At 44.6% G+C, this 24,277-nt stretch carries 25 protein-coding genes; 9 read left to right on the forward strand and 16 right to left on the reverse strand.

The window, feature by feature from the left end; translation table 11 throughout:
* Positions 1 to 75 precede the first annotated feature (75 nt).
* Entirely contained in the window at positions 76 to 1,047 is a 972-nt protein-coding gene (pfkA, locus tag ACFSRY_RS14210) for a 6-phosphofructokinase (RefSeq protein ID WP_377508919.1), read from the reverse strand.
* 333 nt (positions 1,048 to 1,380) lie between these two features.
* Here pfkA and ACFSRY_RS14215 point away from each other — a divergent pair, with 333 nt between their 5' ends.
* On the forward strand, positions 1,381 to 1,806 hold the full coding sequence (locus tag ACFSRY_RS14215) for a tellurite resistance TerB family protein (protein ID WP_377508922.1): 426 nt from the start codon (positions 1,381 to 1,383) through the stop codon (positions 1,804 to 1,806).
* Between the two features lie 58 nt (positions 1,807 to 1,864).
* Positions 1,865 to 2,194 (forward strand): hypothetical protein, encoded by a 330-nt coding sequence (locus ACFSRY_RS14220; protein WP_377508925.1) that lies wholly within the window; start codon positions 1,865 to 1,867, stop codon positions 2,192 to 2,194.
* Between the two features lie 11 nt (positions 2,195 to 2,205).
* On the opposite strand, the gene ACFSRY_RS14225 is transcribed toward ACFSRY_RS14220, so the two are convergent.
* From ACFSRY_RS14225 to ACFSRY_RS14240, 4 genes are all read right to left on the reverse strand, one after another.
* On the reverse strand, positions 2,206 to 2,841 hold the full coding sequence (locus ACFSRY_RS14225; RefSeq protein WP_377508928.1) for a hypothetical protein: 636 nt from the start codon (positions 2,839 to 2,841) through the stop codon (positions 2,206 to 2,208).
* Positions 2,842 to 2,886: 45 nt separating this feature from the next.
* On the reverse strand, positions 2,887 to 4,644 hold the full coding sequence (locus ACFSRY_RS14230) for an SLC13 family permease (protein WP_377508931.1): 1,758 nt from the start codon (positions 4,642 to 4,644) through the stop codon (positions 2,887 to 2,889).
* 88 nt (positions 4,645 to 4,732) lie between these two features.
* The gene (locus tag ACFSRY_RS14235) at positions 4,733 to 5,929 is read right to left on the reverse strand and encodes an aspartate aminotransferase family protein (RefSeq protein WP_377511194.1); all 1,197 of its coding nucleotides are present in this window, start codon (positions 5,927 to 5,929) and stop codon (positions 4,733 to 4,735) included.
* Positions 5,930 to 5,971: 42 nt separating this feature from the next.
* On the reverse strand, positions 5,972 to 6,772 hold the full coding sequence (locus ACFSRY_RS14240) for an SDR family NAD(P)-dependent oxidoreductase (protein WP_377508934.1): 801 nt from the start codon (positions 6,770 to 6,772) through the stop codon (positions 5,972 to 5,974).
* Positions 6,773 to 6,940: 168 nt separating this feature from the next.
* On the opposite strand from ACFSRY_RS14240, the gene ACFSRY_RS14245 reads away from it, so the two are divergent.
* Entirely contained in the window at positions 6,941 to 9,301 is a 2,361-nt protein-coding gene (locus ACFSRY_RS14245) for a TonB-dependent receptor (RefSeq protein ID WP_377508937.1), read from the forward strand.
* Between the two features lie 27 nt (positions 9,302 to 9,328).
* Entirely contained in the window at positions 9,329 to 10,222 is an 894-nt protein-coding gene (locus ACFSRY_RS14250) for a DUF4249 domain-containing protein (protein ID WP_377508940.1), read from the forward strand.
* Positions 10,223 to 10,277: 55 nt separating this feature from the next.
* Here ACFSRY_RS14250 and ACFSRY_RS14255 read toward each other — a convergent pair whose 3' ends face one another.
* Positions 10,278 to 11,006 carry a Dph6-related ATP pyrophosphatase gene (locus ACFSRY_RS14255; protein WP_377508943.1) on the reverse strand — a complete coding sequence of 243 codons (729 nt, stop codon included), beginning with the start codon at positions 11,004 to 11,006 and terminating at the stop codon, positions 10,278 to 10,280.
* Positions 11,007 to 11,199: 193 nt separating this feature from the next.
* Between ACFSRY_RS14255 and ACFSRY_RS14260 the strand changes: the two genes are divergently transcribed.
* Complete coding sequence (locus tag ACFSRY_RS14260) at positions 11,200 to 11,382, forward strand: hypothetical protein (RefSeq protein WP_377508946.1); 183 nt, start codon at positions 11,200 to 11,202, stop codon at positions 11,380 to 11,382.
* A gap of 64 nt (positions 11,383 to 11,446) precedes the next feature.
* Here ACFSRY_RS14260 and ACFSRY_RS14265 read toward each other — a convergent pair whose 3' ends face one another.
* On the reverse strand, positions 11,447 to 12,544 hold the full coding sequence (locus ACFSRY_RS14265; RefSeq protein ID WP_377508950.1) for an MBL fold metallo-hydrolase: 1,098 nt from the start codon (positions 12,542 to 12,544) through the stop codon (positions 11,447 to 11,449).
* 269 nt (positions 12,545 to 12,813) lie between these two features.
* Here ACFSRY_RS14265 and ACFSRY_RS14270 point away from each other — a divergent pair, with 269 nt between their 5' ends.
* From ACFSRY_RS14270 to ACFSRY_RS14285, 4 genes are all read left to right on the forward strand, one after another.
* On the forward strand, positions 12,814 to 13,074 hold the full coding sequence (locus tag ACFSRY_RS14270; protein ID WP_377508953.1) for a hypothetical protein: 261 nt from the start codon (positions 12,814 to 12,816) through the stop codon (positions 13,072 to 13,074).
* A gap of 87 nt (positions 13,075 to 13,161) precedes the next feature.
* The gene (locus ACFSRY_RS14275; protein ID WP_377508956.1) at positions 13,162 to 13,422 is read left to right on the forward strand and encodes a hypothetical protein; all 261 of its coding nucleotides are present in this window, start codon (positions 13,162 to 13,164) and stop codon (positions 13,420 to 13,422) included.
* 72 nt (positions 13,423 to 13,494) lie between these two features.
* A complete protein-coding gene (gene pepE / locus ACFSRY_RS14280; protein WP_377508959.1) occupies positions 13,495 to 14,214 on the forward strand; it encodes a dipeptidase PepE in 720 nt (239 codons plus the stop codon).
* A gap of 172 nt (positions 14,215 to 14,386) precedes the next feature.
* A complete protein-coding gene (locus tag ACFSRY_RS14285; protein ID WP_377508962.1) occupies positions 14,387 to 16,195 on the forward strand; it encodes a DUF885 domain-containing protein in 1,809 nt (602 codons plus the stop codon).
* A 70-nt stretch (positions 16,196 to 16,265) separates the two neighbouring features.
* On the opposite strand, the gene ACFSRY_RS14290 is transcribed toward ACFSRY_RS14285, so the two are convergent.
* The 9 genes from ACFSRY_RS14290 to ACFSRY_RS14330 all read right to left on the reverse strand — a co-directional run bounded on the left by ACFSRY_RS14290 (position 16,266) and on the right by ACFSRY_RS14330 (position 24,180).
* Positions 16,266 to 16,700 (reverse strand): Spy/CpxP family protein refolding chaperone, encoded by a 435-nt coding sequence (locus tag ACFSRY_RS14290; RefSeq protein WP_377508965.1) that lies wholly within the window; start codon positions 16,698 to 16,700, stop codon positions 16,266 to 16,268.
* Positions 16,701 to 16,707: 7 nt separating this feature from the next.
* Complete coding sequence (locus tag ACFSRY_RS14295; RefSeq protein WP_377508968.1) at positions 16,708 to 17,151, reverse strand: hypothetical protein; 444 nt, start codon at positions 17,149 to 17,151, stop codon at positions 16,708 to 16,710.
* 43 nt (positions 17,152 to 17,194) lie between these two features.
* Positions 17,195 to 17,734 carry an RNA polymerase sigma factor gene (locus ACFSRY_RS14300; protein ID WP_377508971.1) on the reverse strand — a complete coding sequence of 180 codons (540 nt, stop codon included), beginning with the start codon at positions 17,732 to 17,734 and terminating at the stop codon, positions 17,195 to 17,197.
* Positions 17,735 to 17,826: 92 nt separating this feature from the next.
* Positions 17,827 to 18,786 (reverse strand): transketolase family protein, encoded by a 960-nt coding sequence (locus ACFSRY_RS14305; RefSeq protein WP_377508974.1) that lies wholly within the window; start codon positions 18,784 to 18,786, stop codon positions 17,827 to 17,829.
* A gap of 49 nt (positions 18,787 to 18,835) precedes the next feature.
* Positions 18,836 to 20,221 carry a vWA domain-containing protein gene (locus ACFSRY_RS14310; RefSeq protein ID WP_377508977.1) on the reverse strand — a complete coding sequence of 462 codons (1,386 nt, stop codon included), beginning with the start codon at positions 20,219 to 20,221 and terminating at the stop codon, positions 18,836 to 18,838.
* A 21-nt stretch (positions 20,222 to 20,242) separates the two neighbouring features.
* The gene (locus ACFSRY_RS14315) at positions 20,243 to 21,109 is read right to left on the reverse strand and encodes a transketolase (protein WP_377508980.1); all 867 of its coding nucleotides are present in this window, start codon (positions 21,107 to 21,109) and stop codon (positions 20,243 to 20,245) included.
* Positions 21,110 to 21,192: 83 nt separating this feature from the next.
* Positions 21,193 to 21,642, reverse strand: a complete 450-nt coding sequence (gene bcp, locus ACFSRY_RS14320; RefSeq protein ID WP_377508983.1) for a thioredoxin-dependent thiol peroxidase — start codon at positions 21,640 to 21,642, stop codon at positions 21,193 to 21,195.
* 8 nt (positions 21,643 to 21,650) lie between these two features.
* Entirely contained in the window at positions 21,651 to 23,609 is a 1,959-nt protein-coding gene (locus ACFSRY_RS14325) for a M23 family metallopeptidase (protein ID WP_377508986.1), read from the reverse strand.
* Entirely contained in the window at positions 23,569 to 24,180 is a 612-nt protein-coding gene (locus ACFSRY_RS14330; protein WP_377508989.1) for a fumarylacetoacetate hydrolase family protein, read from the reverse strand. Before ACFSRY_RS14330 ends, ACFSRY_RS14325 begins: the two co-directional genes overlap by 41 nt.
* Positions 24,181 to 24,277: the final 97 nt, after the last annotated feature.

The following is a 24,277-nucleotide window of genomic DNA, read 5'->3' on the forward strand; positions in this document are numbered from 1 at the left end:
AGTTGATTATTAAATTGTTGATTTTGTCGGTGTTTTGGATAATGGTACAGTAACAGCTCTTAAAGTGCAGAAGTACTACACAGAAAGTATGTTTACCATCTGTATAAAGTGGGGATTGATGATTTTTTGTTTTGTAATAGTTTCGATAAATGGAGTGTACACCAGTTTAGAGTCTACAATGCCTGCCATTACATTTTTGCGTCCTTCCAAAAGGCCCTCCACACAGGCTATGCCCAAGCGGCTAGCTAATAAACGGTCGGCGGCGGTAGGAGAACCTCCCCGCTGCACATGCCCCAGGATAGTAACACGGGCATCCATGTAAGGAAGTGCTTTCTGTACTTCCGATGCAACCTCAGTTGCATTACCTGCTTCGTCGCCCTCTGCAACAATTACTATAAAGGATGTTTTAGAGCGGTCCCAGCCTGTTCTAAGCGTATCTACTACTGTTTGAATAGACGTTTCTGCTTCCGGAATCATAACTATTTCTGCGCCGCCACCAATAGCACAAGGAATAGCAATGTAACCCGAGTCACGTCCCATCACTTCAATAAAAAATACTCTGTCATGGCTGTCAGCCGTGTCACGAATCTTATCAATAGCGTCTAGTGCGGTATTTACAGCAGTATCATAACCGATAGTATAGTCTGTGCCATAAAGGTCGTTGTCTATGGTGCCAGGAGCTCCGATGATAGGAATACCAAACTCCTCGCAAAAAATATTTGCTCCTGTAAACGTTCCGTCTCCGCCAATGGCAACCAGTCCCTCAATACCAAATTTCTTAAGCTGTGCGTATGCCTCACGACGTCCTTCTTTGGTCATGAACTCTTTACTTCTGGCTGAGCGGAGCATTGTACCGCCTTTCTGTATCGTATTGCTGACAGAGTTAGACTCCAGGCGGGTAATCTCACCTTTTATCATTCCTCTATACCCACGCGTTATCCCATACACTTCTACTCCCTGATGCACAGCAGCACGCACTACTGCCCGGATACATGCATTCATGCCCGGTGAGTCACCGCCGGAAGTAAAAACTCCAATTCTTTTCATTCTATAAATATTTTACTAGCTTAATAATCTGATAATGTTTTGCTTAACAAAATCGTTATTAGGAGTACAGACTTCGGACTAGCGTTACTGTTGCACAAATTTACCGAAGGATCGACACTTTAAGATCAAAAATATAAAAAAAGCTACAAAAGCATGTCTCTATAAATAGAGAAAACCGTATGCTATAGCGGTAGTTACAATACTAGCATTTTGTAGGCTGTGTTGCACAATAAAATTTACTATTTCTGCAGCCATTTAAGCATATTTTCTGATTAGAATGAGATATGCTCATCTTGATTTACAATGACTTTATTACAATAAAAGGGGCAACATATGTTTGGTTTTTTTGAAAGTGAGGAGACAAAAAAGTTAAAAAGCCATATTGCTAATTTAGGAGCACTGGCAAAGATTGATGGACATGTTGATCCTGCCGAAATAAATTTTATCATCTCAATAGGGACCAAAAATGGCATGAAGGCGAGTGAGGTACGAAACCTCATTTCAGGTTCTGATAAATCTGAAGCTCAATTGCCAACCAATGATTCTGAAAGATTCGATCAGATTTATGATTTAGTGGAGATGATGCTTGCCGATGGTATAGTGGATGAAAGTGAGATGGAGTTCTGTATAAACATGGCTGCCAGGTTAGGCTTTAAAAAAGCAGTGGTGGGCGTGCTGGTTCGCAAAATATCTACGGGAGTGAAAGACGGACTTACGCGTGAGCGTATAAAACAGGAGGCGCAGTCTTTTCTTAACTAATGAGACTTGCCAGCTGTGTTACTGCCCATAGTCATACGTTTTTAGATTATCTTAAAAAATGAGGAGGATACATTCTTACCATAAGCTGTTGTTTTTTGTTTACAGCTGTGCTCTGCTTGCCTTAGGCTCTTATTTTCTGGTGCGTGATAAAGTAACAATGAGGAGCCATTATGGTGATTTACCAATCGACTTTATTGTACGCTTTGGCATGTTCTGGTTTATAAGTTTTGTACTGGCTCTGCTTTTCTTTATGCTTCACATTTACCTTAACAAGTACTACTTCTCCGATTCTGAGATTCTTCAGTCTTCCAAAGTAGGCAAACTAGCCTTTACACTTGGCACTGGTGCAGCCGTTGCTGCTGTCTTACTGTATGTCAGCCTGTATTAAGTTCTGTCTGCTTACTTCTCTACAGGTGTATATTGGGTAAACTTCCCATTAGTATAAACATACGTTACAGCTTCTCCTTCCATTCCTACAGAAACAGCGTCCTGTGCTATTTCAAATTCTTCATTGGTCTCAGAGTTTATAAATTCTTCACCTGCTTCTGTGAGGTAGAGGTAATACAAGCTTTTAAGTTTTCCACGGTCATTAAAAAGAATGTCACGTTGCAGTTCATAAACATTCCAGTTCCCGTTACCTGCATCTGTCAGAGCCACGATGATCACACTTTTCCCTTGCTGCAGCTGTAGGGCATAATCCTGGTTATTGTCTGCGTTTAAATCTCCACGAACAATGAATGGCCCCTGGTCGTGCTGGATAGCTAACTCTCTGGCTTCTTCAGACAACTCAGGCTGCTTAAAGCCAGGGTACCGCTCTGAAAGGAGTCTTAGCACCGGAGGGGGTAAGGGCATGGTAGGAGATATTTCATTTTCGTCTGTTTTAACAGCATCCTTTTTTGTATCCGCTATAGAGTCCAGCGCCTCGGCAGGTGGTCCTATTTCCACTTGCTCATCTTTTACTTCTTCATTTTTTGGGGTACAGGAACCTGCCAGGAGAAGAAGAAATGTGCAGAGTATTTTAAGATTGTCTTTCATGATTTCCTTATTTGACTATTGCTTACTGCTAATCAGGGAAAGCTGTTACATTGGCCAGAAGACAGGTACAAGAAGCATTATAACAACTATAAGCAAAAGCGTTAGGGGAAACCCTACCTTTATAAAATCCCAAAAGTGATATTTGCCCGGGCTATAAACAAGGATACAGGCTGGTTCAAATGGGGTGACCAACGAAACAGAAGCTGCTAACATAATGGCAATTGCAAAAGCCCTTGGGTCTGCATTTAACTCTGCAGCAGTGCGAAGTGCTACGGGTACAATCACTAAAGCCGCGGCAGCGTTAGACATGGGCTGGGTTAAGAGTACTGTTAATATCACAAAACCCGCCAGTACTGCTAGTTTGCCAAAAGAGCCCATCATATTTACAATGCCCTCTGCAAGAAAGTCTGCCGCTCCTGAATTTTCCATGGCTGTACCAAAGGCCGTCATTCCGCCAATGAGGATAAGTAAGCGCCAATCTATAGCTGCATAAGCTTTATCGGTACTGATGCACCTGAACAATATGCTGCAAACGGCTGCCAGCAGAAAGGCAATTGATAGAGGCAGCAGGTTCATAGAACCAGCTACGATGGCTATCAGAAAGCAGGCTATAGCAACAATACCTTTCCGCTTCTTAAAAAGGATAGGTTGAAATTCATCCAATAAGGCCAGGTTGTTTGACTGCCGTAGTTGTTCAAAGCTATGAGCAGATCCTTGTACCAGTAGCAAGTCGCCGAGTTGTAGCTGAATGCTGCCGATTTTGGTACGGAGGTTTTCCCCATGTCTTGAGATAGCGATTACCACAAGTCCGTAACGCCGAAGAAATTCTACTTCCTTCACCGTTCTGCCTATCAGGTTCGAATTTCGAATAACCAGCATCTCTCCGAGCCGGATGTTATCTGTTACCAGGTCTTTAGAAAGAATGGCATCAGCCATAATCTGAATACCCTTTGTCTCCTTCACCTTTATCAGGTTATCTAAGTCACCTTCCACCAGTAAGATGTCGTTAGCCCGTATACGCGTGCGGAAGTCGGGCAGGAAATTGTCTTTGCCCCGGATGATATTGAGCATTCTGAAATTGAGAGAGGTAAGATCAGAGGCAAACACCAATTGCCCGATAAGTGGGGAATCAGGATTTACAAGGATTTCTGTCAAGTATTTCTGCAGTTTGTATTCCTCGGCTAACTGCTGATCATGATGGCTGGGCAACAGGCGCTGGCCGATCGTCATCATGTATAACAGACCAACAGCAAAAATAGCCACTCCAATGCCTGTGATTTCAAATAAACCAATGGGTGGTAGTCCTTCTTTGGCGATGTAGCCGCTAACTGCTACGTTTGTTGAAGTACCAATCAAGGTACAGGTGCCCCCAAGTATAGAGGCAAAGGCAAGAGGCATCAAAATTTTGGACGTACTCTGGTTTATGCGTTTTGATAACCCCACAAGCGGTGTTACAAACATGGCTGTAACGGTAGTGTTGTTCATAAAAGCTGACACAACACCAGAAATAAGCATCACCATGAACAGCATGAGGTTGTTGCTTTGCCTGGCAAGACGCACGAGCCGCACTACTACAAAATCGAGGATCCCGGTTTCCTGCAGGGCAGCACTAAGTATAAAAATAGAAGCAATTATGATAATGAAGTCGCTGCTAAAACCATCAAAGGCTTCTTCTGCTGATATAATCCGTGTACTGGCGAGAATAATAAGCATGATAAGCGTCACGAGTTCGATCGAGAGCACTTCAGTGGCAAAGAGTACCACTGCGATTACCAGCAGCGTTAGCACCAGGGCAATTTCCATAAAGGCAGCGAATAGGGCTATACTTAAGAGGCAAGTACAGCTCCGGCTTTTACGTACAGTGCACCGGAGTGGTGGTGAATTTGAGAAATTATTTCTGCATTGCCAACGCTTCTTCTATAGATTGTAAAATTACCTGGCAGGCCTCCCGAATCTGTTTTTCCGTGATGGTCAGGGGAGGAGCAATGCGCATGGAGTTATCACAGAACAGGAACCAGTCAGTTAACACACCATTCAGGATCGCACGGTCAATTACTGCTTTTAATACTTCAAAAGACTCAAATTCAGCAGCCATCATCAGCCCACAATTTCTTATTTCTTTTATGCGTGGGTGCACCAATAACTTCTTAAACAACTCCGCTTTCTGTGCCACGTTTTCAAGCAGGTTTTCTTCCTGAATAGTTTGAAGTGTGGCAAGAGAGGCAGCACAGGAAACGGGATGCCCGCCAAAGGTAGTCAAATGGCCCAGTATAGGGTCGTTTTTAAATACAGCCATGATCTCCTGCGGCGCAATAAACGCCCCGATAGGCATACCTCCGCCCATTCCTTTGGCACAAAGCAGAATATCCGGTTCAATACCAAATTGCTCGAAAGCCCAAAAAGTACCCGTACGGCCAAAACCACACTGGATTTCATCCAGTATAAGCAAAGCTCCCACTTCCGTACAACGGTGGCGTAACTTCTTTAAATACCCATTAGCCGAAATACGTACACCTGCTTCCCCCTGAACCGTTTCTACAATTACAGCGGCAGTGCGGTGCGTAATATTCTGTAAGTCGGGGAGAACGTTATATTGAATGTGGCGGACATCGGGTAAAAGTGGGCGGTAGGCATTCTTAAAGTTCTCACTGCCATTAACTGACAAGGCTCCCTGTGTGGACCCATGGTAGGCATTGCGGCATGAGATGAGTTCGGTACGGCCAGTGTAACGCTTTGCTAGCTTTAAAGCTCCCTCTACGGCTTCGGTGCCGGAGTTAAGCAGGTATACATTGTTTAACCTTTCAGGTAAAGTGCTGCAAATAGCCTCAGCTAATTTTGCCTGTGGAGCCTGTACAAACTCACCGTATACCATCAGGTGCATATACTTCTCCAACTGCTCGTGTATGGCGCTTAGCACTTTCGGATGCCGGTGGCCAACATTGCTTACACCTATGCCTGAAATAAGGTCCAGGTAGCGTTGCCCTTCTGTACCATACATATACACACCCTCTGCTCTTTCTACCTCAATCATCAGCGGAAAATCTGATGTCTGGGCCTGGTGCTTCAGAAACAATTGCCTCATCGAAATCATGGTACAAAGGTAGGTAATAAATTGTGGAATCATTAAAGCTTACCTTAACATGGCACTCATGCCCCCATCTATGATCATGGTGTGGCCGGTAACGTAACTGGCAGCATCTGAACATAGCCAGAGTATGGCAGCGGCTGCCTCGGCCGGATCTCCTAATCGCTTTTGGGGAATAAAATTGAGGTACATCTGCCGCACCTCCTGTTCTTTTGCAGTATCACCCCCTGATTGCATCCGGAACATATCCTGCAGCATGGGTGTGTTATGAGCGCCTGGGGCTAAAACATTTATCCGGATGTTATTTGTTGCCAACTCCTGGGCAGAAGACTTGGCCATGGCGATCACTCCAGCTTTGGCAGCAGAGTAAAGGCCACCTCCAGGAGCTCCACCTAAGCCGTTTATGCTGGATACATTTACAATTGCTCCTCCCGCAGATTGCTGCTCCAGCATCATGCGTATTTCCTGTTGCATGCAGAGCCAAACACCTCTCAGATTTGCCGCCATCGCTTCCTCAAAGTCAGTTAATTCGAATTCATGGAGCGGCTTTCCTATTCCAGTTTCGTCCGCAGCGTTGTTAACCGCCACATCCAACTTGTTATACTTGTGCCTTATCTTCTGAAATAATTCGAGAATTTCATCTGGGTGACTGTTGTTTGTGCGAATAAAATCGGGCTGAAAGGATGCCTTTTTCATCACTGCCTTTGCCCTCTCTTCATCACGGCCTGTAATTATAAGTTTGGCCCCGGCTAAGGCAAACATTTGAGCTGTGGCCAAGCCTATACCAGATGTACCCCCTGTGACTAGCACTACCTTATCCCGGTAGTCATACTTTACTTTCTCCATGCTTTGGTTGCTTAAGTTGTAAGGTTTTACTCACCCTTACTTTATGATGTTTATCAGTGTACAAACATTTAATAATGTGTTCACTAAATATTTTTAAAATTAATGCTTGGCATATGTGTTGCTGCCGGATCATTCAATATTTTTGTCAAATATTTCAATTAAAGTTCTATGAAGAAACTGTTTACGCTCTTGCTTCTTATTAGCTGCATCAGCATGGCCTTTGCCCAAAACAAGCATACCATCAGTGGGTATGTGCGTGAGAAGGGCAGCGGCGAACAACTTATCGGCGTGAGCGTGTATCTGCCTGGTACAGTAATCAGTACTAGCACCAACACCTACGGATTTTATTCCTTAACTCTACCCGCTTCCGACTCTGTGTCACTTGCCTTCGGATATCTTGGGTATAGGTCTGAATTTAGAAAAATATCTCTGCGGCAGAATGTAGAGCTTAATATTGACCTACAGTCGGAGGCTACGCTTAAAGAGGTGGAAATAGTAGCCGAGAGAGTGGAAAAGGTGAGTCAGGCAGTGGAGATGAGCAAGCTGGAAATTCCTGTCGCTCAGATTAAAAGTGTGCCGGCGCTGCTTGGTGAGAAAGATGTGATGAAGGTGCTCCAGTTGATGCCGGGGGTGCAGTCTGGCAGCGAGGGTAACAGCGGTATTTACGTGCGTGGCGGTGGCCCCGATCAAAACCTGATCATACTGGATGATGCTACAGTATATAACGCCTCGCACTTGTTTGGTTTCTTTTCCTTATTTAACGGTGATGCCCTTAAGAGCGTGGAGCTTACGAAAGGTGGCTTTCCGGCACGTTATGGTGGACGCTTATCTTCTGTAATTGAATTGAATATGAAGGACGGTAACAAAGAAGAACTGCATGGCGAAGGTGGTGTTGGCCTGTTGTCCTCACGGTTCATGTTGGAGGGCCCCCTGAAAAAAGGGAAGTCATCGTTTCTTATCTCAGGCCGCCGTACGTATGCCGACGTGGTCGCAAGGCCCTTTCTTGAAAAAGATGAACGCCCTGGCTTCTATTTTTATGACCTTAACACTAAAATAAATTATGACTTTGGGAGGAAGAACAAACTCTATCTAAGTGGCTACTTTGGAGAAGACAGGTTTTCTTATAAAGAAGAAGATCAGGAGGGTTTTAGTAAAGCCGGACTCAATTGGGGAAATGCCACTGGTACCTTACGATGGAACCACCTTTTCAACGACAGGCTGTTCTCTAACACCTCAGTTATCTTCAGTCGCTATCAGTTCAACATCTTCTCTGACGAAGAGGATAATGACACGGAATACAGTCTGCGTTACTCTTCAGGTATCCATGACATTGGCCTAAAGTATGATCTGGACTTTCTGCCAAACCCACAGCACTCCATCAGAGCAGGTTTACAAAGCACTTTCCATCGCTTCAGGCCAAGTGCCCTGGTTGTAAAAGATACAGAAGTTGATAAGTATGAAAGCAACATCGAAAATATTGATGTAGTAGAATCTGCCATATACCTGGAGGATACCTACAGACCTTTCGCGCGTCTCCGCCTGAATGGAGGGTTACGTCTTAGCCATTTCTATGCTAAAGGCAAGCAGTACTTTAAACCGGAGCCCAGACTTTCAGCATCCTTTAACCTGAAAGAGGATCTGGCTGTGAAAGGATCTTTTTCTCAGATGAACCAGTACGTACACCTGCTCACTAATACTGGTATTGGACTACCGACAGACCTGTGGGTGCCGACCACTCGTAAAGTAGCTCCACAGCAATCTACGCAGGTAGCAGTGGGCTTTGCTAAAGATTTTCTGGAGCGGGATGTTGCACTAACGGTAGAAGGATACTACAAAAAATCAGACGACATCATCGGGTATAAGGAAGGAGCAAGCTTTCTGCTGCTGGAAGATCCGGAATCAGCTGAAAACGTTAGCTGGGAGGACAACATTACCAAGGGCCAGGGTTGGTCTTATGGTGTAGAGCTTCTGTTACAGAAAAAGGTAGGGCGCTTCTCGGGCTGGGTAGGCTATACCTTATCGTGGACGCAGTTGCAATTTGATTCGCTGAACTTCGGGCAGAAGTATTATGCCCGTTACGATCGTCGTCATGACGCCTCCCTGGTGGGAATTTATAAGTTACGGGAGCATATTACCCTTTCAGGCACATGGGTATATGGAACAGGTAACGCTATAACAATGCCAATGGGTACCTGGCAAGCTCCCAGGAACAATCCATCGCGAAGTGAAACAGGAGGAGGACACAACTTCTGGGGTATGAATACCACTCACTACGGGCCTATGAACGGGCATCGTATGGCTCCTTATCACCGGCTTGACTTAGGTATACAGTTCCACAAAAAGAAGACGTGGGGAGAGCGTACCTGGGAAATAAGCATTTACAATGCCTATAATCGCAGAAATCCTTTTATCTATTATCTGGATGGTGAAACTCATTATAACGGTGACAAATATGAGTCGGAAACCAAGCTGAAACAGGTGACACTATTCCCTATTATACCATCAGTAAGCTATGGCTTCAAATTTTAAGTCCGGTTAATCTTAAGATAAGACATTATGAAATTGCATAAATTTTTGTTAGCAGGGCTTGCTCTCATAGCAGTCACCTTGCAAGGCTGCGAGAAAGATGTGGCTAATTTTGATATGAGTACAACACCCATGCTGGTGGTTACAAGTTTTATATCGCCGCAGGATACTGCCCTGGCAGTAGAGCTAAGGCGAACACAGCCTGCTATCGGAAAGCAAAGTAGCTATGAAGAATTGAAAGTTACTGACGCCACTGTTACCATATCGGATGGTAGCCAGACAGTAAATCTGACCTATCATACAGCACATGATAAATACTTTACTTCAAAGAACTCTTTGCCTGTAGTGGCAGGGAAGTCCTATTTTCTTAAAGTAACAACACCGTCAGGAGATAAAGCGGAAGCCGTTTGTACAGTACCTTTACTTACTGGCATTCGTGTTACGGAGCTCAACTATAATGTTACTCCTATGGTGAACTATGGTTATCCAATGAACCTGCATAAGATAAGCTTTAAATGGCAGGATGCTCCCGGGGTTGAAAACTACTACCACCTTGTCAGTTATCGCACCTATAAGTACACTTATGGCTATCCTCCTGTTATCGAGACACAGCATGAGGCGGCCTATACAGATAACTCAAAGATATTTATAGGAGATGCCAAGCAGGATGGGAACATATTGCATTCTCCAGAATTCACTATTACTAGCGGGGATCCGGATCATGCACCGAAACCCATAAATGTTGTTGCTGTGCTTGCCGTTACTGATAGGGCATATTATCAGTACCATCAAACAGTGTTGAGTCAGGAAAATGATGGGGGTAACCCCTTTGCTGAACCACGGCAGATCTATAGTAATGTGCAGGGTGGCCTTGGCGTGTTTGCAGCTTATAACCAGATTAAAGTGCAGAAAACTTTTTATTAGAAGACTACCACCTAAACACAAAAGCCCGGCAGGTAACCTTGCCGGGCTTTTATATTTAGTGTGAAGGTATCAGATCGCAGAACCAGAAACTGGTGTCATAAACTTGTTTGTCTTCCTCTTTAAAACAATTGTCAGAAGCATCCGCTGGTGCGCCATAGGTTTTCAAAACCTTCTCTCCTAAAGTATACTTTATTGGTCTTTTGAATAGAGGACCGTCAAATACAAAGGTATGGTACTCGCCGTTTTCGCCTGCAGGGTCTACGCCTTCTGGCAAATCGTTTAAGAAACTGTTGTCCAATATACGGCCCACGAACGACTCGTCCAGTAACCTGGCATTTACACTTACTACCACAGCTTTGAATCCTAAATCTATAAACTCCTGTACCAGCTCCTTTGTCGGCCTGCCCCATAGCGGGAACACAGCCTCTATGCCAACTTGTGCCAATTGCTGCTCGCGGTACTGGCGCAGGTCCTCCAGGTTTATGTCGCCGAAGATAGCGTGTGAGATTCCTTGTTCTTTAAGCCCCAGCATAGTTTGATGCATCAGGTTATTATAGGAAGCTATGGAAGCACTCTCTGATAGCATTACCTGTTTTAACGGAATACTTAAACTAACTGACTGCTGCTCTAAAAGGTCCTGTCGCACCCCATGCATGGTGATTCTGTTGGTGGTACTGCTCAGCGTAGTCAGCAGCAGCTGTACCTTATACTGCTGCTCCTTAAGAGTATGGTAAAGGCATAAGGCAGAATCTTTACCTCCACTCCAGTTAAATACAATTTGCATGCTGTTGATTTGAAGTTTGATTGGGTAAAAGTATAAATAAACTACTACTTATGCTTTGCTATTCTTTTGCAAGCCAACTGCAATTGCTGCTATACGTCTTAACTTAACCTAAATACCCGTGTGGCTCGTAAAAATAGGAGAATGCGCTATAACAAGTAGTGCAGTATAATGTGTAACTAAAAGAATGAAAGCTATGTCAAAAGGAGATAAATCAGCTTACACAGATAAGCAAAAAAGAAAAGCGCAACATATTGAAGATAGTTATGAAGATCGTGGCGTAAGCCACAAAGAAGCCGAGAAAAGAGCCTGGGCTACCGTAAATAAACAAGATGGCGGAGGCAAGAAAAGCGGCTCAGGCAAAGGGTCAAAAGATTGATCAAGGAAAGCTCACTTACTAAAGGAAACAGGCCAGAAGGATTAAACCATCTGGCCTGTTTATTTTAAGGATAATTATTGGTGTGTGCATCCGGATCATCATGTTCAGGGTCAACGGTAGGTGGGAACCCTGTTATTACCCTGTTATGCGAATAAGGTCGGTTTTTTGATGGATGCTGCTGTTGCTGTACATAGTCGCTTTGGCGAGCTTTGTTATTCTTCTTGTTGATTGTAGCCCAAACAAGCCCGGCTACAGCCACGGCACCGGCCACGGCAAGTATCTTAGGTGGCGAGATATTTACAGCAGGAGGCAAGGATATAATACCACGCTCATCGGTTACAGCAGGTTCATGTACATAACGGCCGTGTTCAGGCACTGCTCTTATCCAGAACTCTTTTACCAGATCTTCCAGCTGCCAGCGTAATTCCCTCCCTCTCATAGGCATGCCATGTCCGGTGGCTGCTACTTCTGGACTAAGGTTACAGAGCGTATCCACAGAACGGTGAGCAGCGCCCCAATCAGAGGTAAAATACGCAGGAGGCCCATGCACTTCGCGTTTCTCTGTTACTACGGCAATAGCTGATTCCCCATCACGCGTCACAAAAGCATCGCCTGCAAGTAGAACCTTGTCTTCTTCTCTATAAAAAGAAACGTGCCCCGGGCTGTGGCCTGGTGTATAAATCCAATGCCAGCCTTCAAGAGCAGGAACAGACCCATCTGGTGGTAACAATTCCAGCCTGTTTTTAATGTTGATAGGCTTTTTAGGATACACAAAAGACATATACGCCATCGCTCCACCGCCTACACTAGAGTCTGGTGGTGGGTAACTGGAAAGCCCGGTAAGGTAAGGGAACTCCATCGGATGGGCATAAACCGGTACGTCCCACTGTTCGGCCAGTTCCTTTACTGTGCCAACATGATCGAAGTGACCGTGTGTCAGTAAAATAGCTTCCGGTCTGCTGTTTTCTCCAAAAATTTCATCTGCCGCGTCTTTAATCTGCTGAGCAAATCCTTTCACCCCAGTATCAACTAAGACCCAGGAGCCATTCGGGTTAGCTACAAAGTAAAGGTTGACAAATATCGTCTTGAGCCCCCACACACGAGGAGCAACATGGAAGGTGTGTCTGCTGCTACCGAAGTGATTTCTTTTGAACGTCGCCATAAGCAAAGTATATAATTAAAGATAATGAATCTTTGTCAGATATGTTAGTACGTCTAAAGGGTGAAAGAAGCTGTTAGAATGTCTTACAAAATCAGAAAGTACAGAAGCTTTGCTAGTTGGCAAATAGGAATATACCGTAATTAAACTTTCAAATCTTCTTGATGTACAGGGCATGGTTTTTGATGGTATCATACAGGTAGCTTCAAAAAAAAGCAGATCCGTTTCCTGTTTTGCAGGAATTTTTTATCTTTCGGTAAAGTTTGTTTTATATGGTTAATTTATTTGTGCCACCGAGCTACATGGCGGTCTTCGCAAAGTGCGTAGATGCGTCGATGCCTGCCTTCGAACCTGAAGAGTGGGTAGAGGAAGGAAAGGTGTACCCTGTGAAGCATTTCACGGAGCCCCTGAACCAGGGTGACGGGTTTGCTATCACGATTATGGACGAGGACGGAGTAGAAATTCACCCTTCATCATCTCATTGGAGTTTTGCCTCCAATAGATTTGAGTTGTACACGTTACACCTTAACTAGACCAAAGTCTGAAAAATTACGTTAAACTATAAAGGCTGCCTAAATGCAGCCTTTTTTAATGTATGTTGGGTTGTGTAGATTAGAGTTATGATTAGCGCCAAAGATTTTAATGAACTTTCACCATTCCTGCAGGCTGATCTGGTGCTGGAGCAGGGGCATTACGTTCATCATCGCATCAAAGGCTGGTGTAAAATAGACCTTTACTGGTTCCATGATTTTTATGTAGAGGTGTGGTTTCTCTACGATCTTAAAAGCATTGGCTTGGTACGTGCCCTTACCAGTTATAAACAACTGGAGCCTTACCTTGAAACTATAAAGCTGAAGTTAAAGCCTGTCAAGAAGGACTAGTGCTACCAGGAAGGGTTCTAGATTTATTCTTTCAAGGACTCATACAGTCATTCAAAATTCTTAATTTTGAATATGAGCAGAAATTTACTTTTAATCAGCACGTCTACTACGCATGGAACAGGTTACCTGGAGCATGCCGAGCAAGAGGTAAGGTCACTTCTGGAAGGAAAATCAAGTGTTCTTTTCATCCCCTACGCCCGCCCGGGAGGTATTTCACATAAAGACTACACAGCTAAGGCAAGAGAGGCATTTGAACAGTGGGGTATAAGCGTTACAGGTGTTCATGAATATGATGACCCGGTAAAAGCAGTAAATGAGGCAGAGGCTGTGTTCATAGGAGGTGGTAATACATTCGTTTTGTTGCGTAACCTTTACGCTAGTAAATTAATTAAGCCTTTGCAGGAGCGAGTGCAGAAAGGAATGCCTTATATGGGTACCAGTGCTGGTACAAACGTAGCAGGTAAAACGATAGGAACTACCAACGATATGCCTATTGTGCATGCAAAGACATTTGATGCGTTACAATTGGTGCCTTTTAATATTAATCCACATTATCTTGATCCTATTGAAGGGTCCACACATATGGGGGAGACAAGGGAGACACGTATTGCTGAGTTTCACCACCATAACCGCCAGCCGGTTGTGGGGCTTCGGGAAGGCAGTATGCTTCGCGTGAAGGGAGATAAAATAGAGCTTCTTGGCCCACTCACTGCACGCATCTTTCTACAAAGCCAAAAACCCATGGAATTTAAGCCGGGTGATGACATCGCTTTTCTAATGGAAGCATACTAGAAGGATATCAAAAGTTAAATAATAGTAGAGTAAACAAGGGAAAGCAAAACTGCTTTCCCTTGTTTGTTTTAATGTTGTTTTAAGGCGTTTGTTTTTGATCCCGTATATACTTTATAATTCCTTTTCTCAAAGATTATGAATAACTTAATATAAAACTTTACAAGCGTCACCTATGAAAAATCATCATCTCACATTATGTGTACTACTTGCTGCACTTACCTGGGGTACAGCTAGCTGCACCAGAACTTCAGAAGCTGAACAAACCACAGAGGCAGTGCAAACGGAGCAAAACATCAGTCAGGTGTTTGAAAACTATTTTGAGGAGCGGCTTAAGCTTTTCCCTTTAGAAGCGACAGCTATTGCTGATAGCCGCTACAATGACCAGCTGCCAAACGACCTGAGCCAGGAGCATAAACAGCAGGTAAGGCAGTTGTATCAAAAATACCTTAACCAGATAAACCAGATAGACAGAAGCAAGCTTACCGACCAGGAACAGGTAAGCTATGATATCTTTAAATACGAGATGCAAATGTCGCTGGAGGGGTTGGAGCAGCCTACGGAGCTGTTACCTATTAACCAGTTCTGGAGCTTACCGATTACGATGGCTCAGCTAGGTTCCGGCTCAAGTAACCAGCCCTTCAAAACACCTGAGGATTACAAGGACTTCTTAGGGCGCATAAAAGGGTTCGCCGTTTGGGGTGATACTGCTATCGCCAACATGCGCAGAGGGATGGCCACAGGTATCATACTGCCGCGAACACTTACCCAAAAGGTGCTGCCACAACTGCAGGCCATGATGGTAGAAGATCCAAAGAAGACTATTTTTTGGGCACCGGTTGAAAACCTGCCTGATAGCTTTACAGCGGCACAAAAAGACAGTATCCGGCAGGCATATACCATGGCTATTAAAGGAGAAGTGATCCCTACCTACAAAAAGCTCCATGACTTTATGAAGCAGGAGTACTTGCCTAAAAGCAGGAGTACTTCAGGAATTAGCGGAGTAAGAGGGGGGGAGGATTATTACCGTTTCCTGGTTCGTTACTGGACTACAACCCAAATGACACCAGATGAAATCTTTAATACAGGCCAGCAGGAAGTAGCACGCATCCGAAGCGAAATGGAAAAGGTGAAGGAACAGGTAGGCTTCAGTGGTGATCTAAAAGCTTTTTTCAGGTATGTAAATGATAATCCTAAGTTTACTCCGTTTAGATCGCCCGAGCAGGTGCTGGAGGCATACAGAGGAATTGAGAAACGGATGCAGCCACAGCTAAATAAGTTGTTCGGTATCACTCCGGAAGCAAAATTTGAGGTACGCCAGACAGAGGCATTCAGAGCTGCATCGGCCAGTGCGGAGTACAACCCGCCTGCACCTGATGGATCACGTCCGGGAGTGTTTTATGTACCGATACTGGATGCATCCAAGTATAATATTGTAGGAATGGAGTCGCTGTTTCTGCATGAGGCAATACCAGGCCACCATTACCAGATATCTATACAACAAGAGCAGGAGGGGCTTCCAAAATTCAGGCAGTATGCCTGGTATGGCGCCTTTGGCGAAGGATGGGCTTTATATTCCGAGAGCTTAGGCAAAGAGCTTGGATTGTATACAGACCCTTACCAATACTTCGGTCGCCTGAGTGATGAAATGCATCGTGCCATACGTTTGGTTGTTGATGTAGGGTTGCACGCCAAAGGCTGGACACGCGAACAGGCAATTCAGTATTCCCTGGATAATGAGCTGACAAGCGAAGAAGCAGCCACTGCCGAAATAGAGCGATACATGGCTATTCCAGGTCAGGCACTCAGTTATAAAATCGGAGAACTTAAGATAAAGGAGTTGCGCCAACGTGCAGAGCGTGAATTAGGGAGTAAGTTTAAGATAAGTGCTTTTCATGATATGATATTGAAAGGAGGAGTTATGCCCTTGGCTGTTCTGGAGAAAAAGGTTGATGAGTGGATAGCCGAGCAAAAAAAGAGCTAAGTGAAGTATGGTACAAGAAAAAAGGCACTCCTGTTAAGGTAGTGCCTTTCACTTTCACTATAGCCAAATATTATTTGTTCGCTCTTCTGTGATCTAGCCTTTTCAGAAGTAGTTTGGTGAACTCACGTTCTGCACGGTAAAGCTTAATTACCTGTTTAGCCGACAAGACTTTCTGATACTTTGCTACATATTCTTTTTCTAGTGCCAGTTCTCTTTCTTTTGTCTCAAACATCTCGTTGAGCCGTGCATTTGCTTCCTGCTCGCTAACTTCTTCGAGATCCCTGCGGTAACCACCACGGTAGTTTCTCATCAGTTCGCGACGCTTGGTTTCATACTCGTTGTAGATTGGCCAGAACTTTTGCGCCTGATCTGGGCTCAGCTCAATCTTGTCAGTTATATAGGCTATTTTGGCCGCCTCCACATTCTCGCTACGATCCTGTGCAACAACAACTGAACTGCCAAGGGTGATCAAGCAGAAAAATAAAAGTATTATAAAACGTTTCATGGGTGAATTAGTATTCTGTATCTCCGATATTTCTTAGGTGGTAGTACTCTAGTTCCTCTTCGGCAGCAGTAGAGCTAACATTCAAAAAGTCTGCCGTAAATTCCTGATCAGACAAGGTGCTAAGTTCTGTGAAATCAGATGTTTCCAGATCTTCACGATTATGTAGGTAATCTACAATTTCCTGCTCAGCCAAAGAACCCAAAGCATATGACTGTGGTTGCTTGATCTTTTCTGTACTAAAGAAGTAAACTCCAACAAACACTAAAAGGAGTATCAGAGGAGCCACTGCCAAGCGAAGGGGGCGCCACACACCTGGCAACCAAGCATGTGCCGGCTTATTCGCAGCAGCGGTCCTTTCCATTACACGTGTCGGCAGGCGATCAAAATAATCATCTGGCACCTGGTAAATGTTGTGCTTTGGAAGGTCTTCCAGTTTAAATTCCTTTTTCATATTATCCATCACTATCTGTTAGATGCAGAATACAAGCTATAGTTTAATCCTGCTTGATAAATTCTTCTATTTTTTTCACAGCCAAATGATAAGAAGCTTTTAAAGCTCCCACAGAAGTGCCTAAAATCTCAGACATTTCCTCGTACTTCATCTCGTCAAAATATTTCATGTTGAATACCAGGCGCTGTTTATCAGGCAGGCGCAGGAGGGCCTTCTGCAGCTTCATTTGTATCTCATCGCCGGAAATGTCGGGTGATGACTCGATTTTGTCGGAGAGTTCGGCAGTTACATCATGTATCGGGAGAAAGAAGCGCTTTTTCTTATTTGACAGGAAGGTAAGGCATTCGTTTGTGGCAATGCGATAAATCCAGGTATAGAGCTGGGCATCTTTACGGAAGTTGTCAAGGTTCTTCCAAACCTTCACGAAAACCTCCTGGGTCAGGTCATCGGAATCGTCATGGTCGATTACCATCTTGCGGATGTGCCAGTACACTTTCTGCTGGTATTTCCGGACAAGCTGATTAAAGGCCAGGTTGCGACTTTCGGGTTGGGCGAATTTCTCTAAAAGCTCTTTATCTTCCACTGCTTAAAAACAGTTGCAGGCTCAATAAAAAGAGAAGCTGTACTGGTTATCAGTACAGCTTCTCTTTTTTAATTCTGTTTACTGATAATTACTTATTGTTTCTTTCTGCTGATAACGCGCTCAGCAGCGGCAACAACATCATGCTCTGACAGACCGTACTTCTCCATCAATTCATCAGGAGTGCCAGATTCTCCGAAGGTATCATCAGTGGCTACGTACTCCTGAGGTGCCGGGAAGTTTTTAGCCAGAACCTGTGCGATGCTGTCGCCCAGTCCGCCGTAGCGGTTGTGCTCTTCTGCAGAAACAACACACTTTGTTTTGCGCACAGATTTTAAGACTGCCTCTGCATCCAAAGGTTTAATGGTGTGGATATTTATAATTTCTGCAGAGATGCCTTTGTCAGCTAACAAATGACCAGCAAGGATAGCTTTCCAAACCAGATGACCTGTGGCAATGATAGTCACATCTGTACCTTCATTCAGCATCACCGCTTTACCTATTTCAAATTTTTGGTCGGCAGGAGTGAAGTTAGGGACTGTTGGTCGGCCAAAGCGCAGGTACACCGGCCCTTCGTACTCAGCAATTGCTATGGTAGCAGCTTTTGTCTGATTGAAGTCACAAGGGTTGATTACTGTCATGTGCGGAAGCATCTTCATCATTCCGATGTCTTCCAGAATCTGGTGTGTTGCCCCGTCTTCACCGAGCGTTAAGCCAGCGTGAGAAGCACATATTTTTACGTTCTTACCTGAATAAGCAATTGACTGGCGAATCTGGTCATAAACACGGCCAGTAGAGAAATTGGCAAACGTACCTGTAAAAGGAATCTTGCCTCCGATGGTCATACCTGCAGCAAGCCCCATCATGTTAGCCTCCGCAATACCTACCTGGAAGAAACGCTCCGGAAAGTCTTTTTTGAAAGCGTCCATTTTAAGTGAACCAGTCAGGTCAGCGCAAAGGGCTACTACATCCGGGTTGTTCTTGCCCAGCTCATGCAGGCCGGCACCAAAACCTGAACGTGTGTCTTTTTTCTCTGAATATGTGTACTCTTTCATTTGTATGTTTTGTTCTTAAAGGTCTTTAATCGCTTTGCGTAAAAGCTTTTTATCTGTTAAAAATTTTGACGGATGTTGTTGCTCCCGACCTGACGGTGAAATCCTGAACATCCGTAAATTTACTTCCCTGAGCGGATTTCATCCGGTAAACCAGTTTATACTTTCCAGGCTGTAAAGGAAGTGTGATCTTACTGTTATCTTCCGGAATATTATAGATCCAGCGTTGCTTACCGGTTTCATCCAACTCATAGATGCTGCCATACCCTTGCATCTGCGAAACAATGGCTAGTTGTCCCGGAGGAGGAATAGTAATTGTCTTCGTTTGCCCCTGTTTTATTTCAACACCTTTTAAATGAATGCGTGGTAGCGTTAGTAATTCCAGGTCATACTGACCAGTGAGATACTTATGCTTGCTACCGAACGTCTGTACATTTAGTGTAGCATGTGAATCCTGCTCCCTTACCAGTGCGGTTAGCTGTCCGTAAGGTGATGGCCCGTCCTGGCGCAGGTGAAGCACTCCCTGCGGAGTCTTTACCCTTATCACGTTGTGCTGCCCCGGCTTGATTTTTAAGTTCTGCTCTGTTACCGCAGGAGTTGTATTAACCACCAGATCATAGGGAACTAATGCATCAATGTCCAGAAGGTCTGTTTTACCTTGCCCGTTTTTATAGTGCACGTAGTTATACTCTGTGTCACCGGTCAGGGAATTCAGAAAGGTCATGTTCACATTGGTTTCCACTGCTTTGCCCTGCTCATCCAGAAGCTCAACACTAACTGTAGTTTCGCTAAGCGTTTGCGTCACAATCTCTGTAAGCACATTCTCAAAAGTCTTCACATCGGCTGCATTGAAATACTGGCCAATGCAGCTTAGCTGTTGCTCAAACTCCGGGGCAATGCCAATGCCTATAATAAAGGGCCGAAGAAAGATGCGTTTCTTCTGAAGGGCCAGCGAAACAGCACAAGGATCTCCGCCGCAGGATTCCAAACCATCAGTTATCAGGATGATGACATTCCTGGACTTATCTGCCGGAAAGTCTCCTGCCGACTGCAGGAGCGAATATGTAATAGGTGTATTGCCTCGCGGGACAATCTGATCCAGCTTTTTCTTGATCGATTCAGAATTTTCTTCTGCAAAGGGAACCTCTAACTTGGTATCCTTACAGTCGTTTCGCTCACGGCCAGACTGGTGCCCATACACCCGCAAAGCTACTTCCAGGTTCTCATAACGCTCCAGAGAGTCTACCAGGTGGGCCAGGAGATTTTTAGCAACGTTCATTCTGTCGCTATTTTCCCACTTTGCCAACATACTCCCTGATGCATCAAGTAAAAACAGGATGCGAGTTTTCGGCTGAGCTTTCTGGCTTTGGGGAAAAACAGTTCCGCTTGCTGAAAGTATCAGCAAAACCACTAGAACTGACTTTATCCAGTTTGCCATGAAAGCCTGAAGCCGTATAAATTAATAATCTGAGGCTACATTAACAGCTAGCTGCTGTAGTGCAATCTCCAGCTGTTCGTCATTAGGAGCGACACCATGCCACTTGTGGGAGCCCATCATAAAGTCTACCCCGTAGCCCATTTCTGTGTTCATTAAGATCATGACAGGTTTCCCGTTGCCTGTAGATTTCTTAGCCTGTTCCAAAGCAGGTAGCAACAGCTCAAAGTTATTGCCATCAGCCTCTAAAACATGCCAGCCAAACGCTTCGAATTTAGCACGCAGGTCGCCAAGCCCCATCACTTCATTTGTAGAGCCGTCAATCTGCTGTCCGTTTCTGTCGATAGTGGCAATTACGTTGTCAATCTTATGGTGAGCGGCATACATGGCAGCTTCCCAAACCTGTCCTTCTTCCACTTCACCATCACCCATCAGCACATAAACCAGGCTATTATCCTTGTTTAGCTTTTTAGTTTGAGCAGCACCAAGGGCTACAGACAAACCTTGCCCCAAAGAGCCTGATGCTACGCGGATACCTTCCAGGCCTTCTTCTGTTGCCGGATGGCCCTGCAGCCTGGAGTTAAGCTTACGGAATGTAGAAAGTTCTTCAATATCAAAGAATCCAGCACGAGCTAAAGTGCTGTACCAAACCGGAGAGATATGGCCATTTGAAAGGAAAAACAGATCTTCTCCTTTTCCATTCATATCAAAATCAGTGCTATAGTTCATCACGCGGAAATACAGCGACACGAAATAGTCTGTACAGCCAAGAGAGCCGCCCGGGTGGCCGGAGTTAACGGCATGCACCATGCGTACGATGTCTCTGCGTACCTGCGCTGCGACCTCCTTCAGTTCATCAATGCTTTTGTTGTGTGGATTCACGGTAGTCAATTATATATTAGAATTATGAATTAAGAATTGGTATCCAAATATACGAAAAACGCAGCTGCCCGTGAGGGCAGCTGCGTTCATAATTATTTCAGTATTTGTTCGGCGTGCTCTTTCGTTTTCACTTTCGTGATGATGTCCTGTATCATCCCATTTTCATCTATCACAAAGGTATAGCGCATGGTGCCCATATACTTTCGGCCGTACATTGATTTCTCTTGCCAGACCCCGTACTGCTCTACAATCTGTTTGTCTGTATCTGCAATTAACGTAAAAGGCAGTTCAAACTTGCTGATGAAGTTCTGGTGCGATTTCTCACTGTCGATACTCACACCTATCACTTCGTAGCCTTGCTGCTGCAACTCACTGTAGTTATCGCGGAGGTTACAGGACTGGGCGGTACAGCCAGGGGTATTATCTTTTGGGTAAAAATACAGTACTACTTTTTTGCCGCGATAGTCGCTGAGTTTTACTTTATTTCCGTTCTGGTCTTTGCCTTCAAACTCAGGGGCCTTGTCGCCGATGTTTAATTCCATAAGCCTTGTCAGATTCTTGTCGTATAGGTGGCTTCATTGCCAGCGTTGTCCTTTACCTTCAAAACTACTTCACCCGACAAAGGTACACTTTTATCCAGTTTTTCAGAGTAAATCGTGGCCTGTTTATGTTCATACTTCATCAGCAGCCATTCACCGTTTATATAGGCGTTAAAGGAGTTTATTCCTGACAAATCGTCTCCAATCCTGAACCTGATCTGCGTTCCGCTTTTACTCAGCAGTTTTATGGATGGCGGTCTTGTGTCTTCCATTACCTTAAACTTACCCATGTTTTTAGTAGTGAAAGTAATGCTGTTGCCATCCCATTGGCCACCCGTATAACCCCGGCCGCGGCCTGTGCCCAGGAAATAAACTGCTGCCTTCGATTTGTCTTTCACCTCATTTGGTGGAGTGATAGTAACCTTCAAGGCCTTATGCAGCGGGGTGAAATAGTCGCCGATGGTATACACATCTCCATCTAAACTGGTTCCAAGGTATAAGGTGTCGTACAGGGACTGCTGGTCAAAAAGCACCTTCAGGTAATTATTTGTGAAGGTGAACTCTTTGGCGGGAGGTATAACACCTTCCAGTCCGAATACTGTAGAAACTCCGCAGAACTTCATGGAGTCCGGAATGCCGGCACGAAGGTCATAGAGGCTGACAGATTTTGAGTCCTTGATATAGCTAGGCACCAGGATTAAAGTTTTGTCGCCCATATACAGTTCAATGTTCTGTGGTGTGCTTCCTGAGTCGCTGGCAATTATCTTCAGTACATTTCCAACTATTTCATGGTCAAGAGCAGGTTTTACAACGGCTTTGGATTGCGTGTGCGTAAATGTTGGCTTCTGCCCCTTAACCACAAAACTAAGTGTGGAGTTATTGTTGTAGGAGTCGCGGGCCACAAGCTTTACCTGGTAAACAGAGTCCAGGTGAACATTAAACCTGCCCTGCCGGCTGTTGGTATTGTAAAGTGGCAGGTCGTTGCCATGGTCTATAAAAGCTTTCTGAAATGAGCGGCCATGGCGCTTATACATATTGTAGTTAATGTGCTGCGACACCTGGCGCGACAATTCGAAAGGCACTTGATCGATATAGTGGTTGTAAATTTGTTTTCCGTTCACAAAGAGTGACACCTCTTGTGTTCCGTTTCTGTTGGCAGCACCATCCAGCCTGTCAATGGTCTGAAGCTCTAAGCCAATAAGGCCATTGGCAAAAACCGTGTCAGGTAGTGAAAAATTGTTGTTCTTTTGGATTGTACGGTATTCAGCTCTGTCAAATTCATTGTTAACCCGGGCACGGATGTTAAGAGGCATTATTCCTAAGCTGTAAATTTCCGGAGGAGTGGTGTCAATCACTTCTGTGAATTTATACTTCAAAGGGTTGTACAATTGGTCCTTTTCATCACGTATCTCAAAGTGGAGGTGAGGCCCGCCGGACCCTCCTGTGTTACCGGAGAAACCAATTACATCCCCACGCTTTACCGGGAACTTACCTGCTTCGGGGAATACCTCCAGCTCAAAAGTCTTTTTCTCGTACTGCTTCTGAAGAATATGTTCAGCCAGTGGCTTCCCAAACTCCCGCAGGTGAGCATAAGTGGTAACCAACCCATTAGGGTGCGTGATGTAGATAATATTTCCGTAACCGTAGGTGGATTGTTTTACCCTGGAAATATAGCCATCAGCAGCGGCATATACTGGTAAGCCCTCTCGCTGGTCTGTCTTGATATCCAAACCGCCATGAAAGTGATTTGAGCGAATCTCACCCATTGTGCCCGAAAGGAAATTTCGTTCTCCAGGCTTAATCGGAAATAAAAAGTAGCCAGGTGTAACCTCTGGTACCGCAGCTTTAGACGTTGCGGGTTCAGGGCCCAGCTGGGCAAATGCGCTGCAGGTGGTAAAGAGTGACAATGCAGCAAGCGCTATTCGCTTTCTATTTAATCTCGAAATCCAAAAGTTTTTTATCTTCAACATACCCTTCTAATCTATCTCCTATCTTAACCGGACCAACACCCTCTGGCGTTCCCGTAAAAATAATGTCTCCTTTTTTTAGTGTTATAAAGCGCGAAATATAAGCGATGATATCATCAAAAGAATTCAGCATCATCTTGGAATTACCTTTTTGCTTTGTTTCACCGCTTACATCCAATCTGAAGTTAATGTCCTGCAGGTCCTTGAACTGGTCAAGTGGTAAGAACTCCGAGATAGGTGCGGAGCCGTTAAACCCTTTTGCCAGCGTCCAGGGCAGGCCTTTGGCTTTGGCTTTGGATTGAATATCACGTGCCGTAAAATCAATTCCGAGGCCAATGGCATCATAATATTTATGTGCGAATTTTTTTTCGATGTTTTTGCCTTCCCGGCTGATGCGCAGAATCAGCTCTGCCTCGTAGTGTACATCATTTGTATATTCCGGGTAATAAAATGGTTCATTGTTTCGTAGAACGGCCGTGTCAGGCTTAAAGAAAATGACAGGCTCGTCTGGTACTTCATTCTTTAATTCGGCAATATGCTCTGCATAGTTTCTTCCTATGGCTAAAATCTTCATTTAATGTTACGTTAGATGTTCTGTTTCTCAAAAATAGGGTTTCTAACGTAGCTGCACACAATAAAGTAACAAATTTGTGTTTTACTTTTTTTGCCCC

This window comes from Pontibacter locisalis (assembly GCF_042684605.1).
GTDB classification, from domain to species: Bacteria; Bacteroidota; Bacteroidia; order Cytophagales; family Hymenobacteraceae; genus Pontibacter; species Pontibacter locisalis.